The organism is Paenarthrobacter sp. NPDC089714 (genome assembly GCF_044748905.1).
Taxonomy (GTDB): domain Bacteria; phylum Actinomycetota; class Actinomycetes; order Actinomycetales; family Micrococcaceae; genus Arthrobacter.
Genome location: NZ_JBIVGX010000004.1, coordinates 188,539 through 213,583 on the forward strand (window position 1 = coordinate 188,539; position 25,045 = coordinate 213,583).

The following is a 25,045-nucleotide window of genomic DNA, read 5'->3' on the forward strand; positions in this document are numbered from 1 at the left end:
TTCCTGCGCCACATGGAGCAATTTGAGCGCTGCCAACCCCATCAGGAAGGGCAGGCTGATGCCCTCCAAGACTTAGCGTCCTTCCTGGTACACCGTCTTCCCGCCTACTACGGTCCGGAGTACCTTGGCCTCCAGCAGGGCGGTGGGGCTCCCGGCACTGAAGACGTCGGTGTCCAGGACGACGAAGTCGGCATAAAGTCCGGCCGCCAGCCGTCCCACCTCATGCTCAGCGCCGCACGTCCACGCGGAATCCCGGGTGGCGTGCTCGATCGACTCAGCCAGGGGCAGCGCGAACTCCGGGACGTTGGTGCCCGCCGAACTGTCCAAAGCAGAGGCCCGGGTGGTGGCGACGTACATGTTGGGCAGCGGTGCGTGGGGTGACGTGGGGGAGTCGGTACCAAACGCCAACCGTGCTCCCGCCTCCGTCATCCACGGCCATGCGAAGCCTTCCTTGACGCGGTGGTCGTTCAGTTTGGCGCACCAGTTGTCGCTGATCGCGGGATCGGCAGCCTGCGCGCCGCGGTTGATGGCTTGCGAGTGGCCCTGTAGGTGCAGGAGCGTGTCCGGCAGGTTGCCCTCCTCCGGCATTAGTAAGTATCCTGATTACCAATCTGGAGAAACCGGATGATGCTGTTCTGACGCAGGATTTGCTCGAGCCGCACGGCGTTGACCACTGAAGGTTGGCCCGAGCGGCTACCGTGAAAGTTTGATCGACGGCGTTGCCTGGTAGCGGTGGACAGTTGGCAGGTCCAAGGCACCCAGGTGCGCCCGGAGGGCGTGGCAATTGGTGGGCACTAACGACGAAGCCGTGGTATCCGGCTCCGGTGAAGAATTACTGGGTGGGCGTTACCAGTTGGGCCAGGTCCTGGGCCGTGGTGCGATGTCCACCGTGTACCGGGCCCAGGACGTGCGGCTCGGGCGGGACGTGGCAGTCAAGCTGTTCCTGCCCGGTTCCGGTGACGAATCCTTCCGGACGCGCCAGCAGACGGAGATGAGGCTGCTCGCAGCCTTCGACCACCCGGGGCTGGTCCGCGCCTTCGACGCCGGAGTAGATGCCCGCAACAACGACGAGCGGGCCTACCTGGGCATGGAGCTCGCAGAAGGCCGGGACCTGCGCGCCACCTTGGCCGAAGGCGCCATGAAGGTCAGCGATGTCTGGGCCATTGGTTCGCGGCTGGCCGGTGCCTTGGCGCAGGTTCATCGGCAAGGCGTGATCCACCGCGACATCAAGCCGGCGAACATCCTGGTTTCGGAGGGCTCCGGCACCGCACGGTCCGTGAAACTGGCCGACTTCGGCGTAGCGCTGGTCATGTCGGAAAGCCGCCTGACCGCAACCGGATTCACCGTGGGAACAGCCCAATACCTCAGCCCCGAACAGGCACAAGGCCTCCATCTGACTCCGGCGAGCGACATCTACTCGCTCGGATTGGTGTTGCTGGAATGCCTCACCGGCAAGGCGGAGTACCCCGGGACACCAGTGGAAAGCGCCGCCGCAAGGCTCCACCGTGCGCCGGAAGTTCCCCTGGGTGTTCCGGAGAAGCTCCGCACGCTCCTGCGCGCCATGACTGACATGGACCCCGGGCGGCGTCCCAAGGCAGCCGAGGTGGAGGCGGTCCTGACCAGTCCCCGGCGTAGGTTTGCGGCCGGCCGGACGGCCCTCCTTCCGCCGGTGCCCACCCATGCACCTCGTGCCCTTCCCGGGACAAAGGCGCCCCGGAAGTCCAGGCGCAAACTCCTTGGGGGCGTGGCCGTAGCCGCCGCCGGGATCCCCGTAGCCCTGGCACTCGTCCTTCAGGGAGGTGCCGTCACCGGGACACCCGAGCCTTCACGGACAGCTGATCCGGGCATTTCCGTCACTGAGCGCCAGCCGAGCATTCCCGTGGGTCCGGTCAACACCGTCCCGGCAGAAGCGGTGCCTGCAGCCAACGTCGAGCTCGTGCAGGAACCCGTCCAGCCCGTCCACGCCAACCTGCCGGAGGAGCCAGCCCCGGCTCCGCGCACTACTTCCGGTCCGACGGGCGGAGCCAGCGGCAGGGACCTGGCAACCGTCAAGAGTGACGGCAAGAGCGACAGCAAAGGCGACAAAAAGACGCCCAAGGACAAGGGCAATGACAACCAGCGGTAAGCCCGCAGCAGCCCGGACTGCCAGTTTGTGAAGGCACGACGGCGGGAGGTCGCCGTCGTGGGTTGAGTCGCCGCGGGTCAACGCCCCGGGGGGCGTTGACCCGCCGTCGCGGATTGAGTCGCCGTGGTGCCGCGCGCTGGGGCGTTGGCCCGTCGTCGTGGGCTGACTCGCGGCGGTGCCGCGCGCGGCGGAGTGTTGGCCCGGCGTCGTGGATTGAGTCGCCGCGGTGCCGCGCGCTGGGGCGTTGGCCCGGCGTCGTGGGTTGACCCGCCGGTGTCCCGCTAGAGTCCAGCCGGGAAGCTGACCGCCACCGTGAGTCCCCCGCCGGGGGTTTCCGAGAGCGTGAGGTCCCCGCCATGGGCTTTGGCGATGCTGCTGCACGTGGCCAAGCCGAGTCCAGAGCCGGAACCGTCGCCCGGCCTCCGGAGCCGCACCAACGGTTCCAGGACTTTGGCGCGATCCTCGGGGGCAATGCCCTTGCCGTTGTCCGCCACGTAGACCGTGGCGCCGTGGTAATTGGCAACCCCGCCGATGCTGATGCTGAGTTCGCGCTCCGGGCTGCGGTAGTTCATGGCGTTCGTCAGCAGGTTCTGGAGCAAGGTCCGGAGTTGTCCGCGATCGGCGTAAACGGCCAGGTCCTGGACGTCCAGAATGCCGTCGTCGTCGATTCCGAGGTCCCGCGAAACCTCACCGGCCACCTCCCTGAGCGAGGAGTATGACGGCTGGATGCCCCCGCCGACGCGGGAGTAGCTCAGCACGTCCTCCAGCATCGCGAGCATCCGGCGGCCGCTTGCGCCGATCTTGTCCAGGTACTTGGCCGTGCTGGTGCCGGTCTGGACATCGGGATCGTCCTCCACGAGTTCCACGTACCCCAGGATGGTGGTCAGCGGAATCCGGAGGTCGTGGCTGACCCGGCCCGCGAAACCGGCGAGCTTGGCGTTGCTGTCCCGCAACTCGGCGTACGTGCGGTCCAGTTGGGCGGTCCGGTGCTGGAGTTCGAGCAGTTCCACCACTTGGCGGGCCAGGACCTCGAGCATGCCCACTTGTTCAGGTCGAAGCTCCTGGGGCTTGTCGGAGAAGACACAGAGCGTGCCGGGGACGAAGCCTGAGTCGGTTTGGAGAGGAACGGACGCGTAGAAGCGGACGTTGCCGATCTCGCCTGTGACAAAGGGACTGTCCGCGAAGCGGGGGTCCAGGCTGGCGTCCGGAACCACCGTTTTTTCGCGCGAGAGGAAGACCTTGGCGCACATGGAATCCTCGCGGGAGCAGACGCCCGGGTCCACGCCCCACGCACCCACCTGGTGCTGGTACTCGGCGCTGATGATGTTGACCACGCCGAATGGGGCGCCGCACAGTTCCGTGGCGAGCCGGACGAGGTTCTGCAGCGCGCTGAGTACGGCCGCGTTGGGAAGAAGGGGTGAATCCAATGACGGGTCGAGGCCATATTCACGCAAGGTCAGGTCCCGGCTGACCTCGTCCGTGAATGCGAGCTGTCCCTGTCCATGCGCCATCTACGTCTGTCCCCCAAGCTTCTCTAGGATTCCTTGCTGATGATACCCGTCGGCGGGAGCGCCCTCCTGTCACGTCGTCGGGCGCAAAACCCGAGCAGGATTCAAGAAGCCGGCCCGTGGGCAGCGGACGTAGGGTGAAGCCAACACAGAAAATTCACAACCCAGGAGGACACATGCCGTACACCGTAGACTTCCAGGACGTTTCCACCGTCGGGCTGGAATCATCTCCCGTAGTAGACGCCTTGGCAGGACTGAGGGCAAACGAAGCACGGTACTTCAAGAACAAGTACGACCACGTCTTTACCGTGGTGCCTGCCGAGGAGTCGCCGGAGATCGTTGACTACGTGAACCGGGTGCTCAAGGAGCGGGACCTCGTGATCCAGTCGCGGCCGTTGGAAGTGACCTCGTTCGAGGTGGAGGGCACCCGCTGGACCTATGTGTTCTACGAATCCGGGCTGTCCATCAACGTGCTCTACGGCCTCGAAGAAGGTTCCAAGCGGGCCGTCGGCTTCAAGCTCTCCCAGGGCATGGAGGTGCCGGAAGAACTGGCTGCCAACTTCAAGTTCGCACGGCAGAAGTCCAAGCTGGCCGGCGAAATCCGTGGCTCGTTCTTCGTGATCAAGGGCGAGTACTAGCCCACGCTGCCTAGCCCCCGCCATTCAAACGGTCATATTCGATCAGTTATGATCGCCCCATGCTTGCTGCCGAACGCGACCAGCGCATCCTCACCCTCGCCCGGCGCGATGGCCGCGTGGTCACCACTGCCCTCGCCAGGGAGCTGGGCATCTCCGAGATCACGGCCAGGCGTGCCATCAACAACCTCGCCGCCGCCGGATTGTTGGTCCGTGTCCACGGCGGGGCAACCTTGCCGGGCCGCTTGGCCACCCCGGCGGATGGTTCCATCACCGGGCTGGTGGTACCGACGTCGGACTATTACTACGCCAAGGTGATTGCCGGCGCGGAGAGCGTCGCAGCCCAACTGGGCACGCGGCTGGTGCTCGGCGTCACCCACTATGACCGGGAAACCGAGCAGGAGCGGGTGCGGCGCCTGGTGGGCCTGGGCGTCCGCGGCGTCGTGGTGGCCACCAGCACCTACGAACCCACAGCCACGGACACCGGAGCGTGGTTGGACTCGCTGGAGGTTCCGGTGGTCCTCATGGAACGGTCCATCACCTACCCCCAGACGGCCCGTGAATACGACACCGTCCGCACCGATCATGCCTACGGTGGCGTGGTGGCAGTCCGCCACCTCGCCGCCTTGGGTCACCGGTCAATCGGCCTCGCCCTCCGCAAGGAAACCCCGACGGCGGCCTTCCTCACGTCCGGATACCGGGACACCGTGGAGGCGCTGGGGCTCGACGGCGATGCACCCTTCCGCGCGCTGCCGGACCTTGGCAGGGACCCGGCTGGTGCGGATGTGGTCCTCAACCTGTTCCTCGACGACTGCCTTGCCGCGGGAACCCGTGCCGCCATTGTGCACGTGGACGCCCACGCTTCCCGCTTGGTGGAACTGGCTACTGCCCGCGGACTCCGGGTCCCCGAAGACCTCTCCATCGTGGCGTACGACGACGAAGTGGCCGCGTTTTCCATGGTGCCGTTGACCGCCGTCGCACCTCCCAAGCAGGCGGTGGGCGCCGCGGCGATGCGCCTCCTCCAGTCGCGGGTGCAGAGCCTCGCCGACGGCGGTGAGTTGCCCGTCCAGCACTTGTCCCTGCTGCCGGGACTGGCCGTGCGGAATTCCACCACCAGGTACATCTAGGTGACCGATAATGATCGATTGCGCACTGGTTCGTTGACCCTTCCTGGGCGTCCACCAACAATGAGGGGATGCATGCGCTCAGTTACGACTACTCGCCCTGGACCTTCTGGAACAACGCCTCAGCGGAGGAACACCAAGCACAAATCGAGCACCAGAAGGCCTTGGCCCAACGCGACGGCGTGACCATCGGGGAGCGTGCATTCCTGTCCCCGCTTGCCAATGTAGACGCGGAGACGTTCGTCATCGGCCCGGATTCGTATGTTGCCGCCCACGCCTACGTCACGGGCGAGGTGTCCATGGGGGAGAACTGCACCATCAACGCCTTCACGGTGGTGCGGGGTGCCGTGACCATGGGCGATGCCGTGCGGATCGGCGCGCATACCTCCATCCTTGGCTTCAACCACTCCATGGACCCGGCCCAATCAGTCTTCAGGCAGCCGCTCAGCAGCAGGGGCATCGTGATCGGGGACGACGTCTGGATCGGTTCCAACGTGGTGGTGCTGGACGGCGTCACCGTGGGATCGCACGCAGTCCTCGCAGCAGGGGCCGTGGTGACCAAGGACGTGCCGGAGTGGTCCGTGGTGGGCGGGAATCCGGCCCGGCAGCTGCGGGACCGGCGGGATGGTGTGGCAGGTTCCTCTGCGAGCACGCGTCCGGAGGCTGGTTTGGTCCCTGCCGTTGCGGGTCCGGACGATGGTTTGGTACCGGTCATCGCGGGTCGGGACGCTGGTTTGGTCTCTGTCGTTGCGGGTCCGGAGGCTGGTTTGGTCTCTGTCGTCGCAGGTCCGGAGGCTGGTTTGGTACCCGGCAGCGCCAACGACGGCGGCCTCCGGTCCAGGCTCGCAGCGTTCGCTGACGCGGCACGCGCCCAGGCGACGGACGTGCTGGCCCGGTGCTGGGTAGGCGAGGACGACGGGTATTTCGTTGACCGGCCGGGTGCTGCCCGTACGGTACGCGCCCAGTGCGATGCCGTGGAGATCGCGGACTTGCTGCTCGGCTCAGCGCCCCCACAACTGCCGGCTTCCGAACAGGCCCGTCGACTGGCCGGGCTGCAGGATCCGGTGACAGGGCTGGTTCCCGAATTCGGGACACAACCGGACGCCTCCCTTGAGTTCGGAAAGGGCCCGGCCACTTATCACGTGCTGTCCGTCGGCTACGCCTTGGACCTTCTGGGCAGCGGTTTCTCGCACCCCATCCACGCCGTCGCGAACACGGGCGCCGCTGAGTTGGTGTCGGCACTGGAGGCCCTGCCGTGGCGCAAGGAAGCGTGGGAGTCCGGGGCATGGGTGGATGCGTGGGGAACAGCGGCTTACTGGAACCTTGCCCGGCAGCACCGCCTGGCTGCCGCGGCCACCGGATCCAGCCGACTGGACTCGCTCAGCGGGGTCAACCCCCACAGCGCCGGGTCCGTGGAGGCCTTGTTCGGCTGGCTGCTGGCCCGGGTGAATCCAGCCAGTGGAACCTGGGGAACGCCGGCACATGACACCCGCCTCAAAGTGGTGAACGGCTACTACCGGCTCACCAGAGGCACGTTCGCCCAGTTTGGCCTCCCTGTTCCGCACGTGGAGAACCTCGTGGACACGGTCCTGGAACACGGAGCCGATCCACGGTACTTCGCCGCAGGCAGCCAGAATGCCTGCAACGTGCTGGACGTGGTCCATCCGCTGTGGCTGGCCTCGAAGCAAACCACGTACCGTGCCGGCGACGGGAAAGCGTGGGCCACGCGCCAACTGGAGCAGGCGATCACCTGGTGGCACCCCGGCGAGGGCATGTCCTTCAGCGCTTCGCCGGAGAGCGGCGTGCAGCACTTGCCGACATTGCAGGGCACCGAGATGTGGCTGGCCATCATCTGGTACCTCGCTGACATGGCCGGCCATGCCGAGGCGCTGGGCTACCGACCACGTGGCGTGCACAGGCCAGAGCCGGCGTTTTCACTGCCGCGGCTGTGACACCTCGCCCATCTGGGAAGAAACCGGCCCGGCCAGGAAGCCAATGCCGGGAGTTGCCCTGAGGGCATTGCTTGCCCTGTCCACGACCACCTGCGCATCGGTACCGGAATCCAGGATGGTGTTGCGTGTGGACGCGGGATCCACCATGACGGTGGTGACGTCCAGGCTGTTGGTGCCCCGGGCTGCCAACAAGGCGTCCACCTGGGCTTCGAAGCAGGATTCACTCGAGGTGGCATGGACATCCTTCGCCACCACGTGGTTGGTGGAGACGAAGTTGCCGCTTCCCTCCTTCAACCGAATGGCCACGGGCGTTGCGCCCTGCGGCTTGATGCTGTCCGACCCGATGACCAGCGAGAAGTGGTTTGAAACGAGTGTGTTGTCGCTTCCGTCCACGCTGAGAAGTCCGTGCATGTCGTCAAGGCCGTTGTCGATCCCGAAAAAGGGCGCCCACGGCTCATGGTCGCGGAGGAAATGGTTGGTGGCAACAAGGTTTTCGGAACTGTTCGATCCCAGGACCACCATTCCCGGATAAAACGAGTGCAACCGGTTGTTGGAGATATTGGAGCGGGTGACGCCTTCCAAGTGGATGCTGCTGGCACCGCGTGGAAAGACGTTGTTGGCTGTAACCAGGAGTCCGCCGTGGTTCTCGGCAAAGATCGAATGGCCCTTGAAACCTGCCCCGATCAGATTGTCGGTGATCTTCGAGGCCTGTCCCCAGCCACGCAGTTCGATGCAGCTGCCGCATTCTGCGATGAAGTTGTCGTGGATGGACAGGGCATCTGCGTTGTGGATGGTCAGGGCGTTCTCAAGGTAGATGAAACCCATTCCGTTGAAACGGAAGGAGTCATTGGCACTGGCCACGAAAACGCCGGTCCTGCCGTTGGAGTACGTGTTTTCGGCTGGCAGTTGGGAGCCATCCGCGGTGAAGTGCAGGCCATCGATGCAGAAGTTGGTGAACTCCACGGAGCTGACGCGCGGGCTGCCCTCCCTTTTGATGAGGAAGGCTGCTCCCTCGGCTTGCCCGGCGTCGGAGCCGACGGAAAGGTCAACCAGGATCCGGCTCCCGCCGGGCCAGAGCTCGTGCAAGCCGGGCCATTCTTCCTGCGGCACGTTGTACCGGATGCTCGACGACGTGAAGCCATGCCCCGAGCCTTGGATTTTCAGGAAGCTGATGTCGATCAGCACCTGGGTCCGCAGGCGGTAGTCCCCCGGCGGCAAGTAGATAACGCCACCCGGCTTGCCGCCGTCGTTCACGTCGCTGTCCGTTTGCCGTTCTTTGATGTCGGCGATGATGCTGTTGATGACTTCGCCAATGTCCTCGGCCGGGTTGCCGACGGGCCAGGTGGTGACGTCGTAGTAGTTGTTGCTGGTCATGGCTTGTTCCCTCTGTGTGGTGGTGCGGGAGTTGGTGGGAGCTACTGGGTGGCTGTTTGGAACTGCGGAAGTTCTCCCTGCAGTTCCTCCAACGTCGGCGGGTTGGCACCCTGCCTGCGTACGGTGATTGCCGCCGCCTTGGTTGCCATGTGCCCCAAGGATTCGAGTGCTGTTGGCGTCAAACCTGCCCCGCCATGCTGAAGGAGCCCGTAAACCAGCGCGGACATATAGGAGTCGCCGGCCCCGATGGTGTCTGCCACGGCCGACCTCACTGACGGAACAACGATTGTTGCCTCTCGCGTCGACAGCACGGAGCCCTCCGATCCTCTGGTGACAACCACCAGGCCCGCACCGCATTCAAGGATCCGCTGGAGCACGTCTTCCAGCGAGAGGCCTGGATAGAGCCATAGTGCGTCTTCATCGCTGAGTTTGACGACGTCCGTGAAAGGGATGAGATCTTCAAAGCTGATTCTGGCCTCCGCCTGGCTGCCCAGCAAGGCGGGGCGGATGTTTGGGTCGAAGGTGATGACGCAGCGCTTGTGCGCGTGCAGGAGCAGCTCCTTGACCTTTGTGGCGCCCGGCTCAAGGAAAGCCGCGATCGAGCCGGTATGCAGGATTTTGGGAAGGCCGGTTGGAGCCGCCAGGGGCAGGTCCCAGGCGATGTCGAAGTCATAGAGTGCCGAACCGTCGGGCGCCAGGGTGGCGGTCGCCGTCGCGGTCTTGCCCGGTCGCTTGGAACCGGAGAGGAGGTTGACGCCGGCGCCATGGAGGTGTTGCTCGATCGCGGCGGCGTAGTGGTCCTCGCCCAGGGAGGTGAGCAGGCCGGTCGGTACCCCCAAACGCGCCAACCCGTAGGCGACGTTGGCGGGCGAGCCGCCCGGGTGTTCCACGGAGCCCTGCGGCGAGACGACGATGTCCATGAGCGCCTCGCCAACAACAACCACGTCCGGTGTCTGCTGGATGGTGTGCATTGCGGTTTCTCCTTTAGGCGAGTGCCGAGACGGTGAGCTTCAGGACCGTTGCCGTGCCGCCCTCCACCACCAGCCGGTTCCCGGTTTGTCCGGGGTGGGGGAAGACAAGGTCCGTCAGGACGGCGGTTCCATCCTGGGCGAAGACTTCCACGGAAGCGTGGTCCATCACCACGAGGAGCTTCAGCACGCCATCCACGGGAGCCACTGGAACTGATTCCACGGAGGCGAATTTCGCGTGGAATCCGGTGTCGCCTGATTGCGTGCGGTCAAGCGTGAGCCGGGCAGTGGCCGTGTCGTAGCGCAGCACCGTGCCGAGGGAGCGGTCGCTGCTCTCCAGGAGCGTGAGTCCAAGGCGTTCCGCGGTTCCGAGGAGTATCTCGGCCTCGATCACTTGGGCGCGGCCTGGTAGGGCGTCCGGCAGTTTGAGTGATGAATCCGCCAGTTCCAAGGGACCCTCGGTCCAAGGGAGCCCGCGGTCCTTGAACGCGGGCAACACGGGCTGTTGGACCAGGCGCGGGACGCCGCCGACGCCCGAGAGCCGCAGTTCCCGGGCCAAGGTCATGGAGGAACGCCACGGGGAGGTTGGCAGGTGGTTGGCGTAGTCCCAGTTGTTCATCCACCCGATGATGATCCGGCGGCCGTCCGGCGCGTTGCTGAAGGAGACAGACGCGTAGCAGTCACGTCCCCAGTCCAGCCACAGGCTTTGCTGCAGGGCCTCTGCCCGCCCGCTGGCGTTGGCGACGGTCGAGACCCCGGAAGGCGCCACCAGCGAATCGGCGTCCGCAACGAAGCTCACGCCGTCGAAAGCTCCCACGAAGTACTGCCCACCGGAGCCTCCCGCCACCGCGCCGGGATTGACGTTGACGATCAACACCCATTTGACGTTGTCCGGATCACCGTCAACTTCCAAGGGAAAGAGGTCGGGGCATTCCCATTCGCCTTCGTCGGCGTTGGCCGGTCCGAAGTCACTGAGGAAGTCCCAGGACTTGAGGTCCTCCGAGCGGTAGAACACGACTTTTTGCTGCTGGGCCTCGACGGCGGCCATCACCCAATACGTGCCGGCGTCGCCTTCGTAGAGGAAGACTTTGGGGTCGCGGAAGTGCGCCGAGTGACGGGTCAGGACAGGATTGCCGCTGTACTTGCGCCACGTCATTCCCCCGTCCGTGCTGTATGCGAGCGACTGGGCCTGGGTGCCGCTGTGCGCCGAGGTGTCCTTGAAGGCGCTCGTGTAGACCGCCACCAGGGCCGGCGCTGCAGCCGAGCCGAAACCCGAGGTGTTGCCGTGGTCCACTATTACGCTGCCGGAGAAGATATCTTCCGTGGAGTCGCAGGCAATGGCCACAGGGTGTTCGGTCCAGTGCAGCAGATCGGGCGAGGTGGCATGGCCCCAGGACATGTTGCCCCAGACATTTCCGTAGGGGTTGTTCTGGAAGAAGAGGTGGTAGAGGCCGTTGTGAAAAACCAGGCCATTGGGATCGTTGAGCCAGGTATCCGCCGCCGTGAAATGGATGGCGGGCCGGAACCAGGGAGTGGCCGCCGGGGCTGTTTCCGGGCGTACGGCATCAAGGCTACTGGACATGGTGTGCGTTCCTTTTGGGACGGTGAAGGGTTCGGGTGGGGCTTACCGTGGGGCCGCGATGGATTCGCGCCGGACCAAGGGGCAGCCCAGGACTGTGGGGTGGAGGGCCATCGGGGCAAGGTCTGTCTTTCCCTCGATGGCGTCAATCAGGTGCTCTGTGGCCCAGGCACCCATTTCGTAGTGCGGGAGGGCCACAGTGGTGAGGCCCGGGTACAGGTTGGCCGCGATAAGTTCCTGGTCATCGAAGCCCACTACGGAGAGGTCCGCCGGAATGTTCAGGCCCAACTCTGCCGCAGCGCGGTAGGCGCCCATCGCCATCCGGTCGTTGTAGCAGAACAAGCCCGTGGGCCGGTCCTCCCGGGACAGGATCCGCTTGGCGGCCTCATAGCCGCCCTGCACTTCGGAAACCTCCGACTCGACAGGCGCCGCGCCGCCGTCGAGCCCCGCCTCCGAAAGCGTGGCCCTGAAAGCATGGAGGCGCTCGCGGGTGGCAGGAACATCATCGGTGTTGTTAATGAAGCCCACGCGGTTATGGCCCGCTGCCAGCAACGCTCCGACGGCAGCCCGTGCGCCGCCGTCCTCGTCCGGGATCACTGCCGTGATGTTTCCTCCGGTGGCCACAGAGTCCACCAGGACCGAGGGAACGCTGCCGAGGTTGGACGGCAGTTCCACGTTCCGGTGGTACATGGTGGCGTACAGGATGCCGTCCACGCGGCGCTCCAGGAGGGCCTGGACATCAGCTTGCCGTGACTCGAGGCTGGCCGACCCCGGAGTGTTGATGATCATGAGGTTGTACCCGCGGGCCTTCGCGGCTTCGTCCGCGCCGAGGATGATCCGCCCCGCGTGCGGTGTGGTGGCGATTTCCTCGCTGACCAACCCCAGCATGCCTGTCCGCTGCGTGCGCAGTGCCTGGGCCAGCCGGTTGGGGCCATAGCCGAGCTCCTCGGCAACGGACCGCACCTTGTCCCTGGTTTCAGGGCTGACCCGGGCGTAGGAGACCTCGTTGAGCACATGGGAGACGGTAGTAACGGACACACCGGCAGCGACGGCCACATCCTTGATACCGATGTTCTTGTTGCTCATCTGTCTTCCACGTCCTTATGGTTTGCGATGCCCGGGAGGGGCTATCAGTAGGCTACTCGTTGATGCCGGGGCTGGTGTTGCCAGCTAACCCTTGACTGCGCCGAGCGTCATTCCCGCCACGATCTTGCGTTGCAGGAGCAGGGTCAGCAGGATCACCGGGATGGAATAGACCGCCGCGAGGGCTGTCATTGAACCCCAGTCCAGGCCGAACTGCGTCTGGAAGTTCGCGATCACCACGGGCGTGGTCTGCGAACGGATGGCCGTCATGAGCAGTGCGAACAGGAACTCGTTCCAGGACGCCAGGAAGGCGAAGATGGCCGTCACTGCGATGCCGCCGGACACCACCGGGATCACCACCCGCCAGAGCGCGCCGAGCCTGCTGCAGCCATCAACGGTTGCCGCTTCTTCCAGGTCCCGCGGAACGGCCTCGAAGAAGCTGGACATGAGCCAGATGGACAGCGGCAGGGAGATGGTGGTGTGGGCAATGGACAGTGCAATGGGCGTGTCCGCAAGGCCAATCGAAGCCATCATGGACGCCAGCGGAATGCCGATGGCCACCGGCGGCACCATGCGCGTTACCAGTGCGGCCATGATGAACACCCTGCCGCTCGGGGTCTTGTAGCGGGTGATGCCATACGCTGCGGGGACAGCCAGTACCAGGGAAAGCAAGGTGCTGATCACCGCAGTCTGGATGGAGTTGATGAACGACGCCACCACTCCGCCCCTGCCCAGCGCGTTGATGTAGTTCTCCAGTGTCCATTCCTTCGGGAGGATGGTGGGCGGGACCGCGATGGTATCGATCGGCGTCTTGAAGGACGTGAACAGCAAGTACAGGAACGGGAAACCGTACAGCACCATCGCAGCTGCCAACAGGATCCAGAGGATGGTCCGGGTGCTCCGGCGTCCGGCTTCGAGCCCTTCGCGGTTGACTCCACGGCGCCTGCGTGGCGGCCTGGCATCGGAAGCGTTCGACGCCGGCACTCGCGGCCCGCTGTGTTCGGCAGGTACGTTGGGGTGATTTGTCGCCGCGAGCCGGACGGCGATGCCTGTTCCGCGCTCCGGTGAGGCGGAAGCGGTACCCGTCCTGCCGCCGTCGTACGTGGATTCTGCGGTGCTCATCAGCTGTCCTTTCCTGGCCGCCAAATGGTGGCCACCGCGAAGAAGGCGACGGCGAGCATCGCGATGAGGTAGATGGTGCCCATGGCGCTTGCGAGGCCCGGATCGCCGAAGCGGATCATGGTGCGGTAGATCAGCAGGCTCATGGTTTCGGAGGCAGACTGGGGGCCGCCGTTGGTCTGGATAAGGATGGTGTCGAAGGCCCGGGCTGCGTCGATCCCGCGGACCACCAGCGCTACGGCGATTACTGGCCGCAGCAGCGGGATGATGATGCGGAACAGGAGGTCCGGTGCCCGGGCGCCATCCAGGCGGGCTGCCTCGATGAGGTCGCCGGGGATGTTCTGGAGGCCCGCGAAGAGGACGAGGCACATGAAGGAGGTGGTGAGCCAGATGTCCGGGATGGCGACGGAGAACAACACGATGTTGGGGTCGGACAACCAGCCGATCTGGTTCGGATTCTCCAGGAGTCCTGCTTGGTGGAGGAGGGTTCCGATGAGGCCGAAGTTGTCGATCATCAGGAACTTCCAGAGCAGGCCGGCCACGATCGGGGCGATCATCAACGGGTACAGGAAGACGGTCCGCCAGATCTGGGACTTCTTGCCCAGCGTGGTGAAGAGGAGGGCCATGCCCAGGCCGAGGGCGAACTCCAAGGTCACCACCACCACGGTGTAGGCGATGGTCCGCCAGCCTGCGCTGGTGAAGGCCTCGGAAGTGAAGGCGGTGACGTAGTTCTGGAAACCCACGAAGTCGCGGGGTCCGCCGGCGATGGGAGAGATCTTGAAGAAGCTGTCTGCCACCAGGCGGAACAGCGGGTAGGCGACGAAGACTGCCAGGAACAGAGCCGCTGGCGTCATCAGGAAGAGGGCGAAGCGGCGATCGGAGATACGCACGGTTTTCTTTTCTGCTGGGTTTGTTCTGCTGGTTGGGGCCGCGGCCGGCACCGTCCTTTGCCTGCGGACGGTGCCGGCCGCGGAGTCGCTACTTCAGGAGGTCCTGGATCTGCTTCTTGGCGTCGGCAAGGAGGGCCGAGGTGTCGCCACCGGCCACCGCCTTCTGGAGCAGCGGGATCAGGACGGTGTCAACAATCTGCTGCCACTTGGCCGTTGCCGGTCGGGTTGCCGTGGCTGGAGCGTTGAGGGTTTCGATAAGCGGCTTGAAGCTCTCGTAGCCCGGCTTGTCCTGGTACTTTTCGAACGCACTGATGCGGGACGCCAGGCCGAGCTTGGAGTCGATGCCCATGCTGTTGTAGTCGTAGGCGCACTTGACGAACTTCTTGGCTGCCTCGGTGTTCTTGGTGGCCTTGGGAACGGACAGATACCACGGTCCGGGGACGCCCGCGACGCCGGCGCTGCCGCCAATCATTGCTGCCGCTCCCACCTTTCCTGCCACCGGGGAATCGGCGGGGATCTGGCGGTAGGCGTGGGCCCAGAAACGGGTCATGGCGGTCTTGCCCTGGTTGAACAGGTTCTGTGCTGCCGCCCAGTCCACCTGCGCCGCGCCGCTTGGGGCGTCCTTGGCCAGGCTCACGTAGAAGTCGAGCGCCTGCTTGTGCGCGGCGTTGTCGATCACCACGTTGTTGTCCTTGTCCAGGACCATCGGGGAGCCGGCCTGGAGGACATGGGCCAGCCATTCGGTTTCCACGGCACCCTTGACGTCCGTGCCGAACATGCCGTCCTTGGTGAAGAACTCGGAGACGTCCTGGTACTGCTTCCAGGTCTTGGGGGCAGCCAGTTCATAGCCGTACTTGGCCTGGAAATCAGCCTTGTTCTTGGCGTCCTCGAACAGGTCCTTGCGGTACAGGATGATCTCGGCGTTGGTCCAGGCCGGCATACCGATGAAGTGGCCGTCCACGTTGGCTTCCTTCACCAGGGCCGGGAAGATGTCCTTCTTTGCCTCATCGGTGAAGAGCTCGTCGATGGGCTGGACGGCGTCCTTGAAGCTGGAGAGCCACACTGAGTCGAGGGCTGCTACGTCGAAGGAGACGTTGCCGGAGGAGAACTCGCTGGACAGGCGGTTGAACATGCCGTCGTAGGGGAGTTCCACGAAATTGACGTCGACTCCGGCGTCCTTCTTGCACTGTTCGGCTACGCCCGTGAGCTCGGCATGGCCGCCGGCTTCCACCAGGACGTTGACGGTGCTCGAGCCGCCCGATCCACCGGACGATGGTGCGGGTCCGCCGGCGCCACAACCGGTGGCTACGAGTGCGACAGCGGTGCACAGCCCGCCGAGGGAGACGAGCTTGGAGATGGTCTTTCGAGTGGACATCGCTGTCGACTCACTTTCTCTTGAACGGAAATTGCAGAGAGATGTGGGGATTGCTTTTGGCTTTGAAAAATCGTTTTGCCAAAACGACTTGGCAACGACATTAGGGCCGGGCAGGCTGATGTGTCAACGGTGGTCGCGAAAATTTTTCGGCCCCTTGACGCCGGAGATTCTGCGGCCATAAAGTGATCCCCGCCGCAGGGCAAATCGTTTTGGCATATTTTGGCTGATGTGGCAAGTGTTTGGCATAGCTCTTCCTGTTCAGGCCCGCACCTGTTTGCGTCGTTCGCACCCGTACCCCGGGGTGCGTGGGATTGGGTCGCGCCTGTTTGCGCCGATCGCCCCCGTACCCCGGGGTGCGCAAGGCGGGATCGGGTGCGCCGCGTTTCACGAAGGGGTGCGCCGGGCGGGAACGGGTGCGCCGCGTTTCACGAAGGGGTGCGCCGGGCGGGAAAGGGTGCGCCTGGGGTTGCTTCCTTTGGTCGCACCTGTTTGCGCCGTTCGCACCCGTACCCCGGGGTGCGTGGGCTTGGGTCGCACCTGTTTGCGCCGTTCGCACCCGTACCCCGGGGTGCGCAAGGCGGGATCGGGTGCGTTGGCCTCGCCGAAGGGGTGCGCTGGGCGGGAAAGGGCGCGCCTGGGGTTGCTTCCTTGGGTCGCACCTGTTTGCGCTGTTCGCACCCGTACCCCGGGGTGCGTGGGCTTGGGTCGCACCTGTTTGCGCCGTTCGCACCCGTACCCCGGGGTGCGTGGGGCGGGATCGGGTGCGCCGCGTTTCACGAAGGGGTGCGCCGTGGCTAGGTAGGGCCGCCCGCGCTCGAGCACTCAAGAGTGTCCTTCCACCCACCAACCCAGCGCCCGCCCACGCCAACCACAATCCAAGATCGTCAACGAATCAAAGGAGAGTCATGAATCGACCCCCATCCCTCAGCCGAAGGAGTATCCTCCGGCTGTTTCCCGCAGCGGCAGTAGCGGGCGCCGCCGTCGTGCTATCGGCCAGGGAGGCACTGGCGAAGGACAGCGCTCCGGCGCGAAACCAGGAGCACTCCGCCGAGGCTATCCAGGCACCCCGAGGGCATCGCAGCATCATCGGGGTGCTCTAGAAGCAAGCAGTCAGCAACACCAGCAACGCAAGTACCAGGCCACTCAAGCACTACCCCCAACGATGTGAGGAGAACACGCAGTGACCACTGTTTACGACGTCACCACCTGGTCCGTCCCCGGCAATCCGTCCGCCACGCCCTACAACGATATTGGGCTGATCATCAACAGCATCATCGCCGATGTGAAATCCCAGCAAACCAGCCAGGCATCCAAACCCGGAGCGGTCATCTATATCCCGCCGGGCGACTACTCGTTGAAGACCCGCGTCAACGTTGACATCAGCTTCCTCACGATCAGGGGCTCCGGGCACGGCTTCACGTCCAGCAGCATCCGCTACAACGCGGGCAACACCTCAAGCTGGCACGAGATCAATCCAGGCGGCAGCCGCATCCGCGTGGAGAACACCGATGGCAACTCCGATGCCTTCAGGGTTTACCGCACGGGCGATCCACGGCTCAGCTCCATCGTGTTCCAAAACTTTTGCCTGGACGGGGTGTCCTTCAACTCCAACCAGAACTCCTATGTGAACGGTAAGACGGGCATCCGCTTCGATTCGGCAAACGACTCCTGCCGGATTGAAGGCATGGGCATGGTTTACCTGGAGCACGGCCTGGTGGTCCGGGACACTGACGCGCTCAGCGTGAGCGGGAACTTCCTGGCAGAGTGCGGAAGCTGCGTCGAACTCACGGGATCCGGGCAGGCCTCCAAGGTGACGGACAACTTGATCGGCGCGGGGTACGTGGGCTTCTCCATCTTCGCCGAGGGGCACATGGGCCTGCTGGTCAGCGCCAACAACGTGTTCCCCCGGGGCAAGAGCAGCGTCCATTTCAAGAACTGCACGCGGTCGTCCATCACGGCCAACCGTTTCCACGCGTTCTATCCGGGCATGGTGAACTTCGAAGGCAGCTGCACGGAGAACCTCGTGGGGGCCAACCATTTCCTCCGGCAGATGGAACCCTTCGATCCCCTCAAGCCGTACAACAACGGACTCGATGACCTCTTCGGACTGGTACACCTTGCCGGCAGCGGAAACACAGTGACCGGGAACCATTTCAGCTACGACGTCCCGTCCGGCTCCGTGAGTCCGTCCGGCCAGAAACCCACCATCATCCTGGTGGCCTCGGGCGCCAACAACTACATCGCCGCGAACAACACGGTGTCATCCGTGGCGGCGAACACGGTAGTGCTGGATGGCTCCACCACTGGAACCAAAGTGCTGGACAGCGGCGGGACAGGCGAATTCGTGCATTACTCCAGTTCCTATTCGTTCCGGGCCACACCCTGACCCGACGCGAAGGAAGCAGGACTGTCAATGAGGACAAGACGCACCAAACCAAGCGTGCACGCCATGCTGGCGGCCGCCGTCGTTGTTTCACTTGCCGCGGTCTTGGCCGCGGCCACCGTGCCCACACCTGCGCAGGCCAGCGATCCTGATCCGGCGACCCAGCAGTACCGGCCCTACCTGCACTACACGCCCGTGAAGAACTGGATGAACGATCCCAACGGGCTGGTCTACTACAACGGCACCTACCACATGTACTACCAGTACAACCCCTCCGGAACCACGTGGGGGAACATGAGCTGGGGCCACGCGAGTTCCACGGATCTCCTGCACTGGACAGAGCAGCCACTGGCCATTGCCCAGACGTTCAACGGCAACGGCCAGGCCACGGAGGACATCTTTTCCGGATCGATCGTGGCGGACACGCAAAACACCAGTGGATTCGGGACAGTGCAGAATCCGCCCTTGGTGGCCGTGTACACCAGCAACTTCACTGGCAGCCACCCCACGCTCGCCGGCAAGCAAGCCCAGTCCCTGGCGTACAGCACGGACAGCGGCCAAACGTGGACCAAGTACGGGGGCAATCCTGTCCTGAACAGGAACACCAGCGACTTCCGCGATCCGAAGGTGTTCTGGTACCAAGCCGGTTCCTACTGGGTGATGGCGGCTGTCGAGGCCAATGAACACAGGGTCCTCTTCTACAAGAGCGCCGACCTCAAGAACTGGACCTATCTGAACGACTTCAAGCCGGCCAACGCCACGGGCGGTCAGTGGGAGTGCCCCGATCTCTTCCCGTTGGCCGTGGACGGGAACCCTGACAACACCAAGTGGGTCCTGGTGGTCAACATCAACCCCGGTGCAGTGGCCGGTGGCAGCGGGGGCCAGTACTTCGTGGGCAGTTTCGATGGCACCACCTTCACTTCGGAAACCACCGATCCGGTTGATGTTCCACCGCTAGGCAACCTCCTCGCAGGGTTCAACGGCGGCAACTACAACGGATGGACTGTGTCCAACGACCCGGCCAACCCATCAGGTCCGTGGGGGAACTCGCCAGCCACGGGAACGCTGCCTGGACAACAAACAGTGTCGGGGTCCATCGGTGCCGGCCTCGTCAACGGTTTCAACGGAGGAGACAACCCCACCGGCACCATGGAGTCTGCACCTTTCACGGTCACCAAGGACTACATCAATTTCCTGGCCGGCGGCGGCAACCACCCGAGGCAAGCCGGAGAACAACCAGGAAATACGCCACCTCCGGGCTATCTGCTGTTCGAAGGCTTCGACTACCCCGGAACCCTGAGCTCAGCCGGCTGGCAGTTGACCGGAGACTTCGAGGCGGCCAGGAACCCCTCCACGGTCGGCGGTGAGTACGCCATCGGAAAACGCATCAACACTTTCGAGGGCGGCCCCAATGCGGACAACAACACGGGAACCATCACCTCCCCGGAGTTCTACCTCACCAACACCAACATCGGGTTCCTGCTGGGTGGCGGTAATCGCACTGACGGCTCGCTCCAAGTGGAACTGCTGGTGGGCGGCGTTCCGGTCCGGACCACCACGGGCAGCAACTCGGGTGACCTGAACTGGAAGAACTGGGATGTCTCGCAGTACTACGGCCAGATCGCCCGGATCCGCATCGTGGACAACGCCACCGGTGCGTGGGGCCACCTGACCTTGGACAACATGGTCCTGGGTTCGGAACCTGCCAAGCCGCGGAGCAGTGAAACCACGGTGAACCTTATGGTCAACGGCCAAGCGGTCCGCACCACCACAGGGTCTGACTCTGAACACTTGGACTGGAAAACGTGGGATGTCAGCGGGTTCAAGGGCAGCCAGGCCACCATCCGGATCGTGGACAACAACCGCGGTGGTTGGGGGCACATCCTGGCCGATGAGTTTGTCGCCTCGGACATCACCCGGCTTGAGCAGCACGATTGGCTGGACTGGGGCAAGGACTATTACGCCGCCGTTTCCTTCAGTAATGCGCCGAACGGGAAACGGATCATGCTGGGCTGGATGAACAACTGGGACTACGGGCAGTCAACCCCAAGCAGCACAGGGCGGGGAACCATGGCCCTTCCCCGTGAAGTGACCCTCACGCAAACCAGCCAAGGTCCAAGGCTCAGCCAGAAAGCGGTACAGCAGGTGGACACCTTGAAGAACACGGCAGCGGCCTACACAGCGTCCGCAACGGACCTGGCTCCTGGGACCAACAACCTCCCCATCACAGGGGATGTTGTCCAGCTCGATGCGGAGTTCTCGCCCGGAACAGCCTCGGCCTTTGGCTTGAAGGTGCTTGGCAACGGGACCGAAGCAACCAAGATCGGATATACAACAGCCTCCGGCCGCCTCTCCATCGACCGGACCAACTCCGGGAACGAAGGCTTCCACCCCGCCTTCGCCTCGGTTGACGATGTGCCCGTCCAGCTCATCAACGGAAAGCTCACGCTTCGGCTGTACGTGGACCGGGCCTCAGTGGAAGTTTTCGCCCAGGACGGCTTGGCAACCCTGACGGACCAGGTTTTCCCGGCAGCGGGCGCCAATGGACTGGCCCTCTTTTCGGAAGGAGGCACCGCACGGCTGGAAAGCCTGACGGTTACGCCACTCAATAAAGCGATGTGGTGACGTTCGGTTAACGCACGACGGCGGCTGGTTCCGCAGGGCGCTAAAGCCCACCAGCCGTCGTCGTGCGTCCCCCAAGCCACTACGCCGTAAAGGCGAGATCTTCCGCCCGAACGGGGAACCGCAGCGGCTCCCCGCGGTAAACCCGCAGGGCTTCCTCCACCGCGCTCGCGGCCATGCGCTCCAGTTCGCTGCCCAGCGAGCCGGCCACGTGTGGTGTCAGCAGCACGTTCGGGTGGGTGTAGAACGCCGACCCCGAGGGCAGCACCCACGGGGTCGTCACGTCGAGGACCGCGAAGAGGTCGCCGCGCTCCACCCGGGCCAGCAGCGCATCCTGGTCCACCAGTTCGCCCCGGGAGGTGTTGATAAACGTAGCCTGTGGACGAAGCAGGTTGATCAGCCGCGCATCGATGAGGTTCCTGGTGGACGGCAACGACGGGGCGTGGAGGCTCACGATGTCGCTGCTCGCCACCAGCTCGTCAAGGCCCACAAGTTCGACGCCGAGGGCGCTCGCCTCCGCGGCGCTGAGGTAGGGATCCGAAACCACGACGTCGAGCTGGTAGGCGGAGAGGAGCCGGATGACGTGCCGGCCGATCCTGGACGCACCGATGATGCCCACGCGCTTGCGGTAATTGCCCATGTCCGGGAAAAGCTGTTCGGGCAGGACTTCGGTGCGGGTGCTGTGGAGGGCCCGGGCGATCTGGAGGACGCGTTTGTTGGCCAGGACGATCATCGCCACGGTGTACTCCGCCACCGGAATGGCGTTGGCATCCGCGGCTGAGCTGACCTGGATGCCGCGTTCCCAGCAGGCTTCGCCGATGTGGTGCTTCACGCTGCCGGCGGCGTGCAGGACGTACTTGAGCCGCGGGGCGTGGTCCAGGACATGATCATCGATCATGGGGCAACCCCAGCCGGTGAGGAGGATGTCCGCGTCCCGCAGGAGTGCCTGGCCCTCGGGAGAGTGGAAGTCCTGAATGGGGTCACGGGCCAAGAGGTTGAGTGCCGGCCGCAGGGGATCCAGGCTGCGGGGAGGGAACACGGCCCGGGCGGTTTGTTCCGGCATGGCCAAGGCAACGTTCAAAGTCACTTGACGCTCCCTGCCGTGAGTCCCGATTTCCAGAAACGCTGCAGCAGGATGAACGCCACCAGCAGCGGAATCACGGAGAGCAGTGAGCCCGTGATCACCATGGGCGTGAACTCCGGCTGGGGCAGGGAGTAGCCCTGCCAGATGGAGATGCCCACGCTGACGGGTAGCAGTTTCTGGTCCTGCAGCATCACGAGCGGGAGCATGAAGTTGTTCCATACCCCCACGAACTGGAACAGGGCGATGGTGATGTAGCCCGGCATCATCATGGGAAGGCCCAATGAAAAGAAGCTCCGGACAGGACCCGCGCCGTCAACCCGTGCGGCCTCGAGTGTCTCTGCGGGAACGTACGCTGCCGAGTAGACCCTCGCCAGGTACACGCCGAACGGGTTGCAGAGCACGGGGATGAGGATGGCCCAGATGGTGTTGGTGATCCCGAAGACGGAGGCCAGCATGTACATGGGCAGCACCGTGGCCGTGTTCGGGATCAGTACGCCCACCAGGACGATCCCGAAGAAGGAGTCCTTGCCGCGGAACTGGAACTTGTCGAAGGCGTATCCAGCCATCACGGAGATCAGTCCTCCGAAGACTGCGCCGAATGCCGCGTAGAACATGGAATTCGCCATCCAGCGGAGGAACACGCCGCCGTCCTGGTTGATGACAGCTGCCACATTGTCGAAGAACGCGGGCTGCCCGAAGCTGTACGCGCCGGTGGCGTAGAGGTCCGAGGCGTTCTTGGTGGAAGCGAAGAACAACCACAGCACGGGGAGGACCATGTACGCGCAGCCCAGGAGCAGCAGCGCGTTGACAGTGATCTTGCTGGCGAATCCGCCGGTGCGGGCTGACCGGCTGCGGTTTCCGCGGGGTGCGGGCCTGCTGGTTGCCTTGGGCCGGGTGAGTGTTTGGGCGCTCATGCTTTGTTCATCCTTGAGCTGAAGCGGGTCACGGCCCAGGACAGCACGGCTGCCAGCAGGGCGATCAGGATGGAAGCCGCGGCCGCCTGGTTCAGGTTGTGCCTGTTGAACGCGGCGTCGTAGGCCCACATGTTGGGGACCCAGGTGCTGGTAACAGAGGCCGTCGCCTTGCCAATGATGGACGGTTCGGTGAAGAGCTGCAGGGTGCCGATCACGGTGAACAGCATGATCACGCTCAAAGCAGGCAGGATCAGGGGCAGCTTGATGCTGACCGCGGCGCGGATCTCCCCGGCGCCGTCAACGCGTGCCGCTTCCAGTACTTCGCGGGACACGGCCTGCAACGCCGTGAACAGGATGATCACGTTATAGCCCGTCCACTCCCACACAGCGATGTTCACAATGGACGGCAGGATCAGCTGGTTGTCCAGGAAGTTCAGCGAGATGCCCCCGCCTTGCAGGACCGAAACGATCGGGCTGACGCCCGGTGTGTAAAGGTACGCCCAGATCAGCGCAGCAATGACGCCGGGCACGGCATGCGGCAGGAAGACGAGGAGCTGGAAGAGCTTCTTGGCCTTGGCTACGGCCGCGTCCAACAGGAGTGCGAAAGCCAGGGCGCCACCCACCATGCACGGGATGTAGATCAGGCAGTACAACGCAAGCCCGCCGATGCCACCCACGAAGCTCTCGGACTGCAGGACCTGAAGGTAGTTCTCCAAGCCAACGAACGAGGTCTTCGCCTGGCCGAAACCCAGGCCCGACTTCTGCTGGGCGAAGAAGCTGAGGACGATCGAATAGATCACTGGTGCCACCATCGCCAGGGCGAAGACGGCGAAGAAGGGGGTAAGGAACAGGGCTGCGGTGCGGCCGCCGGTTCCGGACATTGAACGGCTTTTACGCCGCGCTTCAGGGGCTGTTTTGGTCAGGGCCATGATGTGCTCCTCGCCGGGCGGGCGGCTCTGCCTTGTGGTGCAGATCCGCCCGCCCACGCGGGCCTACTCCTTGACGGAGAGGCCGTTCTGCTTGAGTCCGGCCACGGTGGCGGTCTGGGCGGTCTCGACGGCGTCCCTCACCTTGCCGCTGGAAGTCAGCTTTCCGTACGCGTCCTTGAGGGCGGTATTGGTGATGTCCCAGTTGGGTCCCCACTGCCAGCCCGGGGTGATGGTGCCGTAGGCCTTGTCGAAGACCTGGTAGATGTCGTTGCCGAAGTAGCTGGCGTCGAAGGCCTTCTGCGCCACCGGCGTCAGGCCGGGGAAGGCGAGGAAGGCCGAGCCGGTGTTCCCGCGGGCCTTGATGGCGTCAGGGTTCGTGGCCAAGTACTCAATGAACTTCGCCGCTGCAGCGGGGTTCTTGCTGCTCTTGGTGATGTTGAAGCTCGATCCCCCATAGAACGCGTCCGCCGGCGTGCCCCAGTTGGGCACTTCGGCCGCGATCCACTGGCCCTTCTGGCCGCTGGCTTCAGTACGCTTCTGGATGCCGGTGGCACTCCAATTGGCGCCCAGGACACCCACGACGGCGCCGCTCGCCAGATCTGCCGACCATTCGTCACTGAAGGACTGCTGGACCTTCACGATCTTTTCGTCGATCAGCTTCTGCCAGTACGTGGCTACCTTCTGGGTGGCGGCGTCGTTGACGCCCACCTTCCAGTTGTCGCCCTCGGTGCCGAACCACTTGGCGCCTGCCTGCCAGGACAGGGCTGCGGTCAGTGCAGCCTCGTTCGGGTTGAAGCTCGCAAGGTGCGCTTCGGGCGCCACGGCCTTGATCAACTTGCCTGCTTCCTCGAACTCGTCCCAGGTCTTCGGCACGCCCACGCCTGCCTTGTCCAGCATGTCCTTGCGGTACCACATGATCATCGGCGCGGCATCGTAGGGGAGGGCGTACGTCTGGTCTCCGAACTGGACCAAGCCCTTGGTTTCCTCGGAAAGCTTGTCCACAGTGGCAGCTTTGTCGATCAGCCCGTCCAGCGGCTGGAGTTGGCCGTTGCTGACGAACTGAGGCAGTTGGGGGTATTCAATGGTGGCGACGTCGGGGCCGTTGCCCGCGGTGATGGCCGTGGAGAGCTTGGCGTAGCCGCCGCTGGCACCGTTGGGGACCGTCTCGAAAGTTACTTTGATGTTGTCCTGGCTGGCGTTGAAGGCCTCGGCCACCTTGTCCATGCCCGCCATCGAGGACCAGAAGGTGATGTTCCCGGTTGGATCCTGCGCTGGCGTGGGGGTAGCTGCCGGGGTGCTGCCACACCCGGCCACCAGGGCAGTGCTGGCCATGAGGCCTACTGCTCCGAGCAGAAGCTGGCGACGCTTCATTCTGTTCTCC

General features: G+C 64.3%; 20 protein-coding genes. 7 read left to right on the forward strand and 13 right to left on the reverse strand.

Features of this window, described 5'->3' with window-relative positions; all coding sequences use genetic code 11:
- Positions 1-72: 72 nt before the first annotated feature.
- Positions 73-588 (reverse strand): amidohydrolase family protein, encoded by a 516-nt coding sequence (locus ACIPY3_RS09645; RefSeq protein WP_400333146.1) that lies wholly within the window; start codon positions 586-588, stop codon positions 73-75.
- Positions 589-787: 199 nt separating this feature from the next.
- On the opposite strand from ACIPY3_RS09645, the gene ACIPY3_RS09650 reads away from it, so the two are divergent.
- Positions 788-2,125, forward strand: a complete 1,338-nt coding sequence (locus ACIPY3_RS09650) for a protein kinase (RefSeq protein ID WP_400333149.1) — start codon at positions 788-790, stop codon at positions 2,123-2,125.
- A 281-nt stretch (positions 2,126-2,406) separates the two neighbouring features.
- Here ACIPY3_RS09650 and ACIPY3_RS09655 read toward each other — a convergent pair whose 3' ends face one another.
- Positions 2,407-3,636, reverse strand: a complete 1,230-nt coding sequence (locus tag ACIPY3_RS09655; RefSeq protein WP_400333152.1) for an ATP-binding protein — start codon at positions 3,634-3,636, stop codon at positions 2,407-2,409.
- Between the two features lie 173 nt (positions 3,637-3,809).
- On the opposite strand from ACIPY3_RS09655, the gene ACIPY3_RS09660 reads away from it, so the two are divergent.
- From ACIPY3_RS09660 to ACIPY3_RS09670, 3 genes are all read left to right on the forward strand, one after another.
- A complete protein-coding gene (locus tag ACIPY3_RS09660; protein ID WP_400333155.1) occupies positions 3,810-4,271 on the forward strand; it encodes a phage tail protein in 462 nt (153 codons plus the stop codon).
- 59 nt (positions 4,272-4,330) lie between these two features.
- Complete coding sequence (locus tag ACIPY3_RS09665; protein ID WP_400333156.1) at positions 4,331-5,395, forward strand: substrate-binding domain-containing protein; 1,065 nt, start codon at positions 4,331-4,333, stop codon at positions 5,393-5,395.
- A 68-nt stretch (positions 5,396-5,463) separates the two neighbouring features.
- Positions 5,464-7,344 carry an acyltransferase gene (locus tag ACIPY3_RS09670; protein WP_400333157.1) on the forward strand — a complete coding sequence of 627 codons (1,881 nt, stop codon included), beginning with the start codon at positions 5,464-5,466 and terminating at the stop codon, positions 7,342-7,344.
- Here ACIPY3_RS09670 and ACIPY3_RS09675 read toward each other — a convergent pair.
- The 7 genes from ACIPY3_RS09675 to ACIPY3_RS09705 all read right to left on the reverse strand — a co-directional run bounded on the left by ACIPY3_RS09675 (position 7,327) and on the right by ACIPY3_RS09705 (position 15,732).
- A complete protein-coding gene (locus ACIPY3_RS09675; RefSeq protein ID WP_400333158.1) occupies positions 7,327-8,718 on the reverse strand; it encodes a right-handed parallel beta-helix repeat-containing protein in 1,392 nt (463 codons plus the stop codon). The two genes, ACIPY3_RS09670 and ACIPY3_RS09675, sit on opposite strands and share 18 nt — an antisense overlap.
- A 41-nt stretch (positions 8,719-8,759) precedes the next feature.
- Positions 8,760-9,689 carry a carbohydrate kinase gene (locus ACIPY3_RS09680; RefSeq protein WP_400333159.1) on the reverse strand — a complete coding sequence of 310 codons (930 nt, stop codon included), beginning with the start codon at positions 9,687-9,689 and terminating at the stop codon, positions 8,760-8,762.
- Between the two features lie 13 nt (positions 9,690-9,702).
- Positions 9,703-11,268 carry a glycoside hydrolase family 32 protein gene (locus ACIPY3_RS09685; RefSeq protein WP_400333160.1) on the reverse strand — a complete coding sequence of 522 codons (1,566 nt, stop codon included), beginning with the start codon at positions 11,266-11,268 and terminating at the stop codon, positions 9,703-9,705.
- Positions 11,269-11,310: 42 nt separating this feature from the next.
- Complete coding sequence (locus tag ACIPY3_RS09690) at positions 11,311-12,351, reverse strand: LacI family DNA-binding transcriptional regulator (protein WP_400333161.1); 1,041 nt, start codon at positions 12,349-12,351, stop codon at positions 11,311-11,313.
- Positions 12,352-12,435: 84 nt separating this feature from the next.
- A complete protein-coding gene (locus ACIPY3_RS09695) occupies positions 12,436-13,470 on the reverse strand; it encodes a carbohydrate ABC transporter permease (RefSeq protein WP_400333162.1) in 1,035 nt (344 codons plus the stop codon).
- On the reverse strand, positions 13,470-14,357 hold the full coding sequence (locus tag ACIPY3_RS09700; protein WP_400333163.1) for a carbohydrate ABC transporter permease: 888 nt from the start codon (positions 14,355-14,357) through the stop codon (positions 13,470-13,472). Before ACIPY3_RS09700 ends, ACIPY3_RS09695 begins: the two co-directional genes overlap by 1 nt.
- Before the next feature lie 88 nt (positions 14,358-14,445).
- Positions 14,446-15,732, reverse strand: coding sequence for an ABC transporter substrate-binding protein (locus ACIPY3_RS09705; RefSeq protein WP_400333165.1), 1,287 nt, complete (start codon positions 15,730-15,732; stop codon positions 14,446-14,448).
- A gap of 905 nt (positions 15,733-16,637) precedes the next feature.
- Between ACIPY3_RS09705 and ACIPY3_RS09710 the strand changes: the two genes are divergently transcribed.
- The 3 genes from ACIPY3_RS09710 (at position 16,638) to ACIPY3_RS09720 (ending at position 20,740) form a co-directional block, all read left to right on the forward strand.
- Positions 16,638-16,832, forward strand: coding sequence for a hypothetical protein (locus ACIPY3_RS09710; protein ID WP_400333166.1), 195 nt, complete (start codon positions 16,638-16,640; stop codon positions 16,830-16,832).
- 80 nt (positions 16,833-16,912) lie between these two features.
- A complete protein-coding gene (locus ACIPY3_RS09715) occupies positions 16,913-18,118 on the forward strand; it encodes a NosD domain-containing protein (RefSeq protein WP_400333167.1) in 1,206 nt (401 codons plus the stop codon).
- Positions 18,119-18,145: 27 nt separating this feature from the next.
- A complete protein-coding gene (locus ACIPY3_RS09720; RefSeq protein WP_400333169.1) occupies positions 18,146-20,740 on the forward strand; it encodes a GH32 C-terminal domain-containing protein in 2,595 nt (864 codons plus the stop codon).
- Positions 20,741-20,819: 79 nt separating this feature from the next.
- Here the strand turns inward: ACIPY3_RS09720 and ACIPY3_RS09725 are convergent, their stop codons facing one another.
- The 4 genes from ACIPY3_RS09725 to ACIPY3_RS09740 all read right to left on the reverse strand — a co-directional run bounded on the left by ACIPY3_RS09725 (position 20,820) and on the right by ACIPY3_RS09740 (position 25,035).
- Positions 20,820-21,824: a hydroxyacid dehydrogenase gene (locus ACIPY3_RS09725; RefSeq protein ID WP_400333171.1), complete on the reverse strand. Its 1,005-nt coding sequence runs from the start codon at positions 21,822-21,824 to the stop codon at positions 20,820-20,822.
- A complete protein-coding gene (locus ACIPY3_RS09730; RefSeq protein WP_400333173.1) occupies positions 21,821-22,735 on the reverse strand; it encodes a carbohydrate ABC transporter permease in 915 nt (304 codons plus the stop codon). The genes ACIPY3_RS09725 and ACIPY3_RS09730 overlap by 4 nt, the downstream gene beginning before the upstream one ends.
- The gene (locus ACIPY3_RS09735; protein WP_400333175.1) at positions 22,732-23,664 is read right to left on the reverse strand and encodes a carbohydrate ABC transporter permease; all 933 of its coding nucleotides are present in this window, start codon (positions 23,662-23,664) and stop codon (positions 22,732-22,734) included. The genes ACIPY3_RS09730 and ACIPY3_RS09735 overlap by 4 nt, the downstream gene beginning before the upstream one ends.
- A 63-nt stretch (positions 23,665-23,727) precedes the next feature.
- Positions 23,728-25,035 (reverse strand): ABC transporter substrate-binding protein, encoded by a 1,308-nt coding sequence (locus ACIPY3_RS09740; protein WP_400333177.1) that lies wholly within the window; start codon positions 25,033-25,035, stop codon positions 23,728-23,730.
- Positions 25,036-25,045 lie beyond the last annotated feature (10 nt).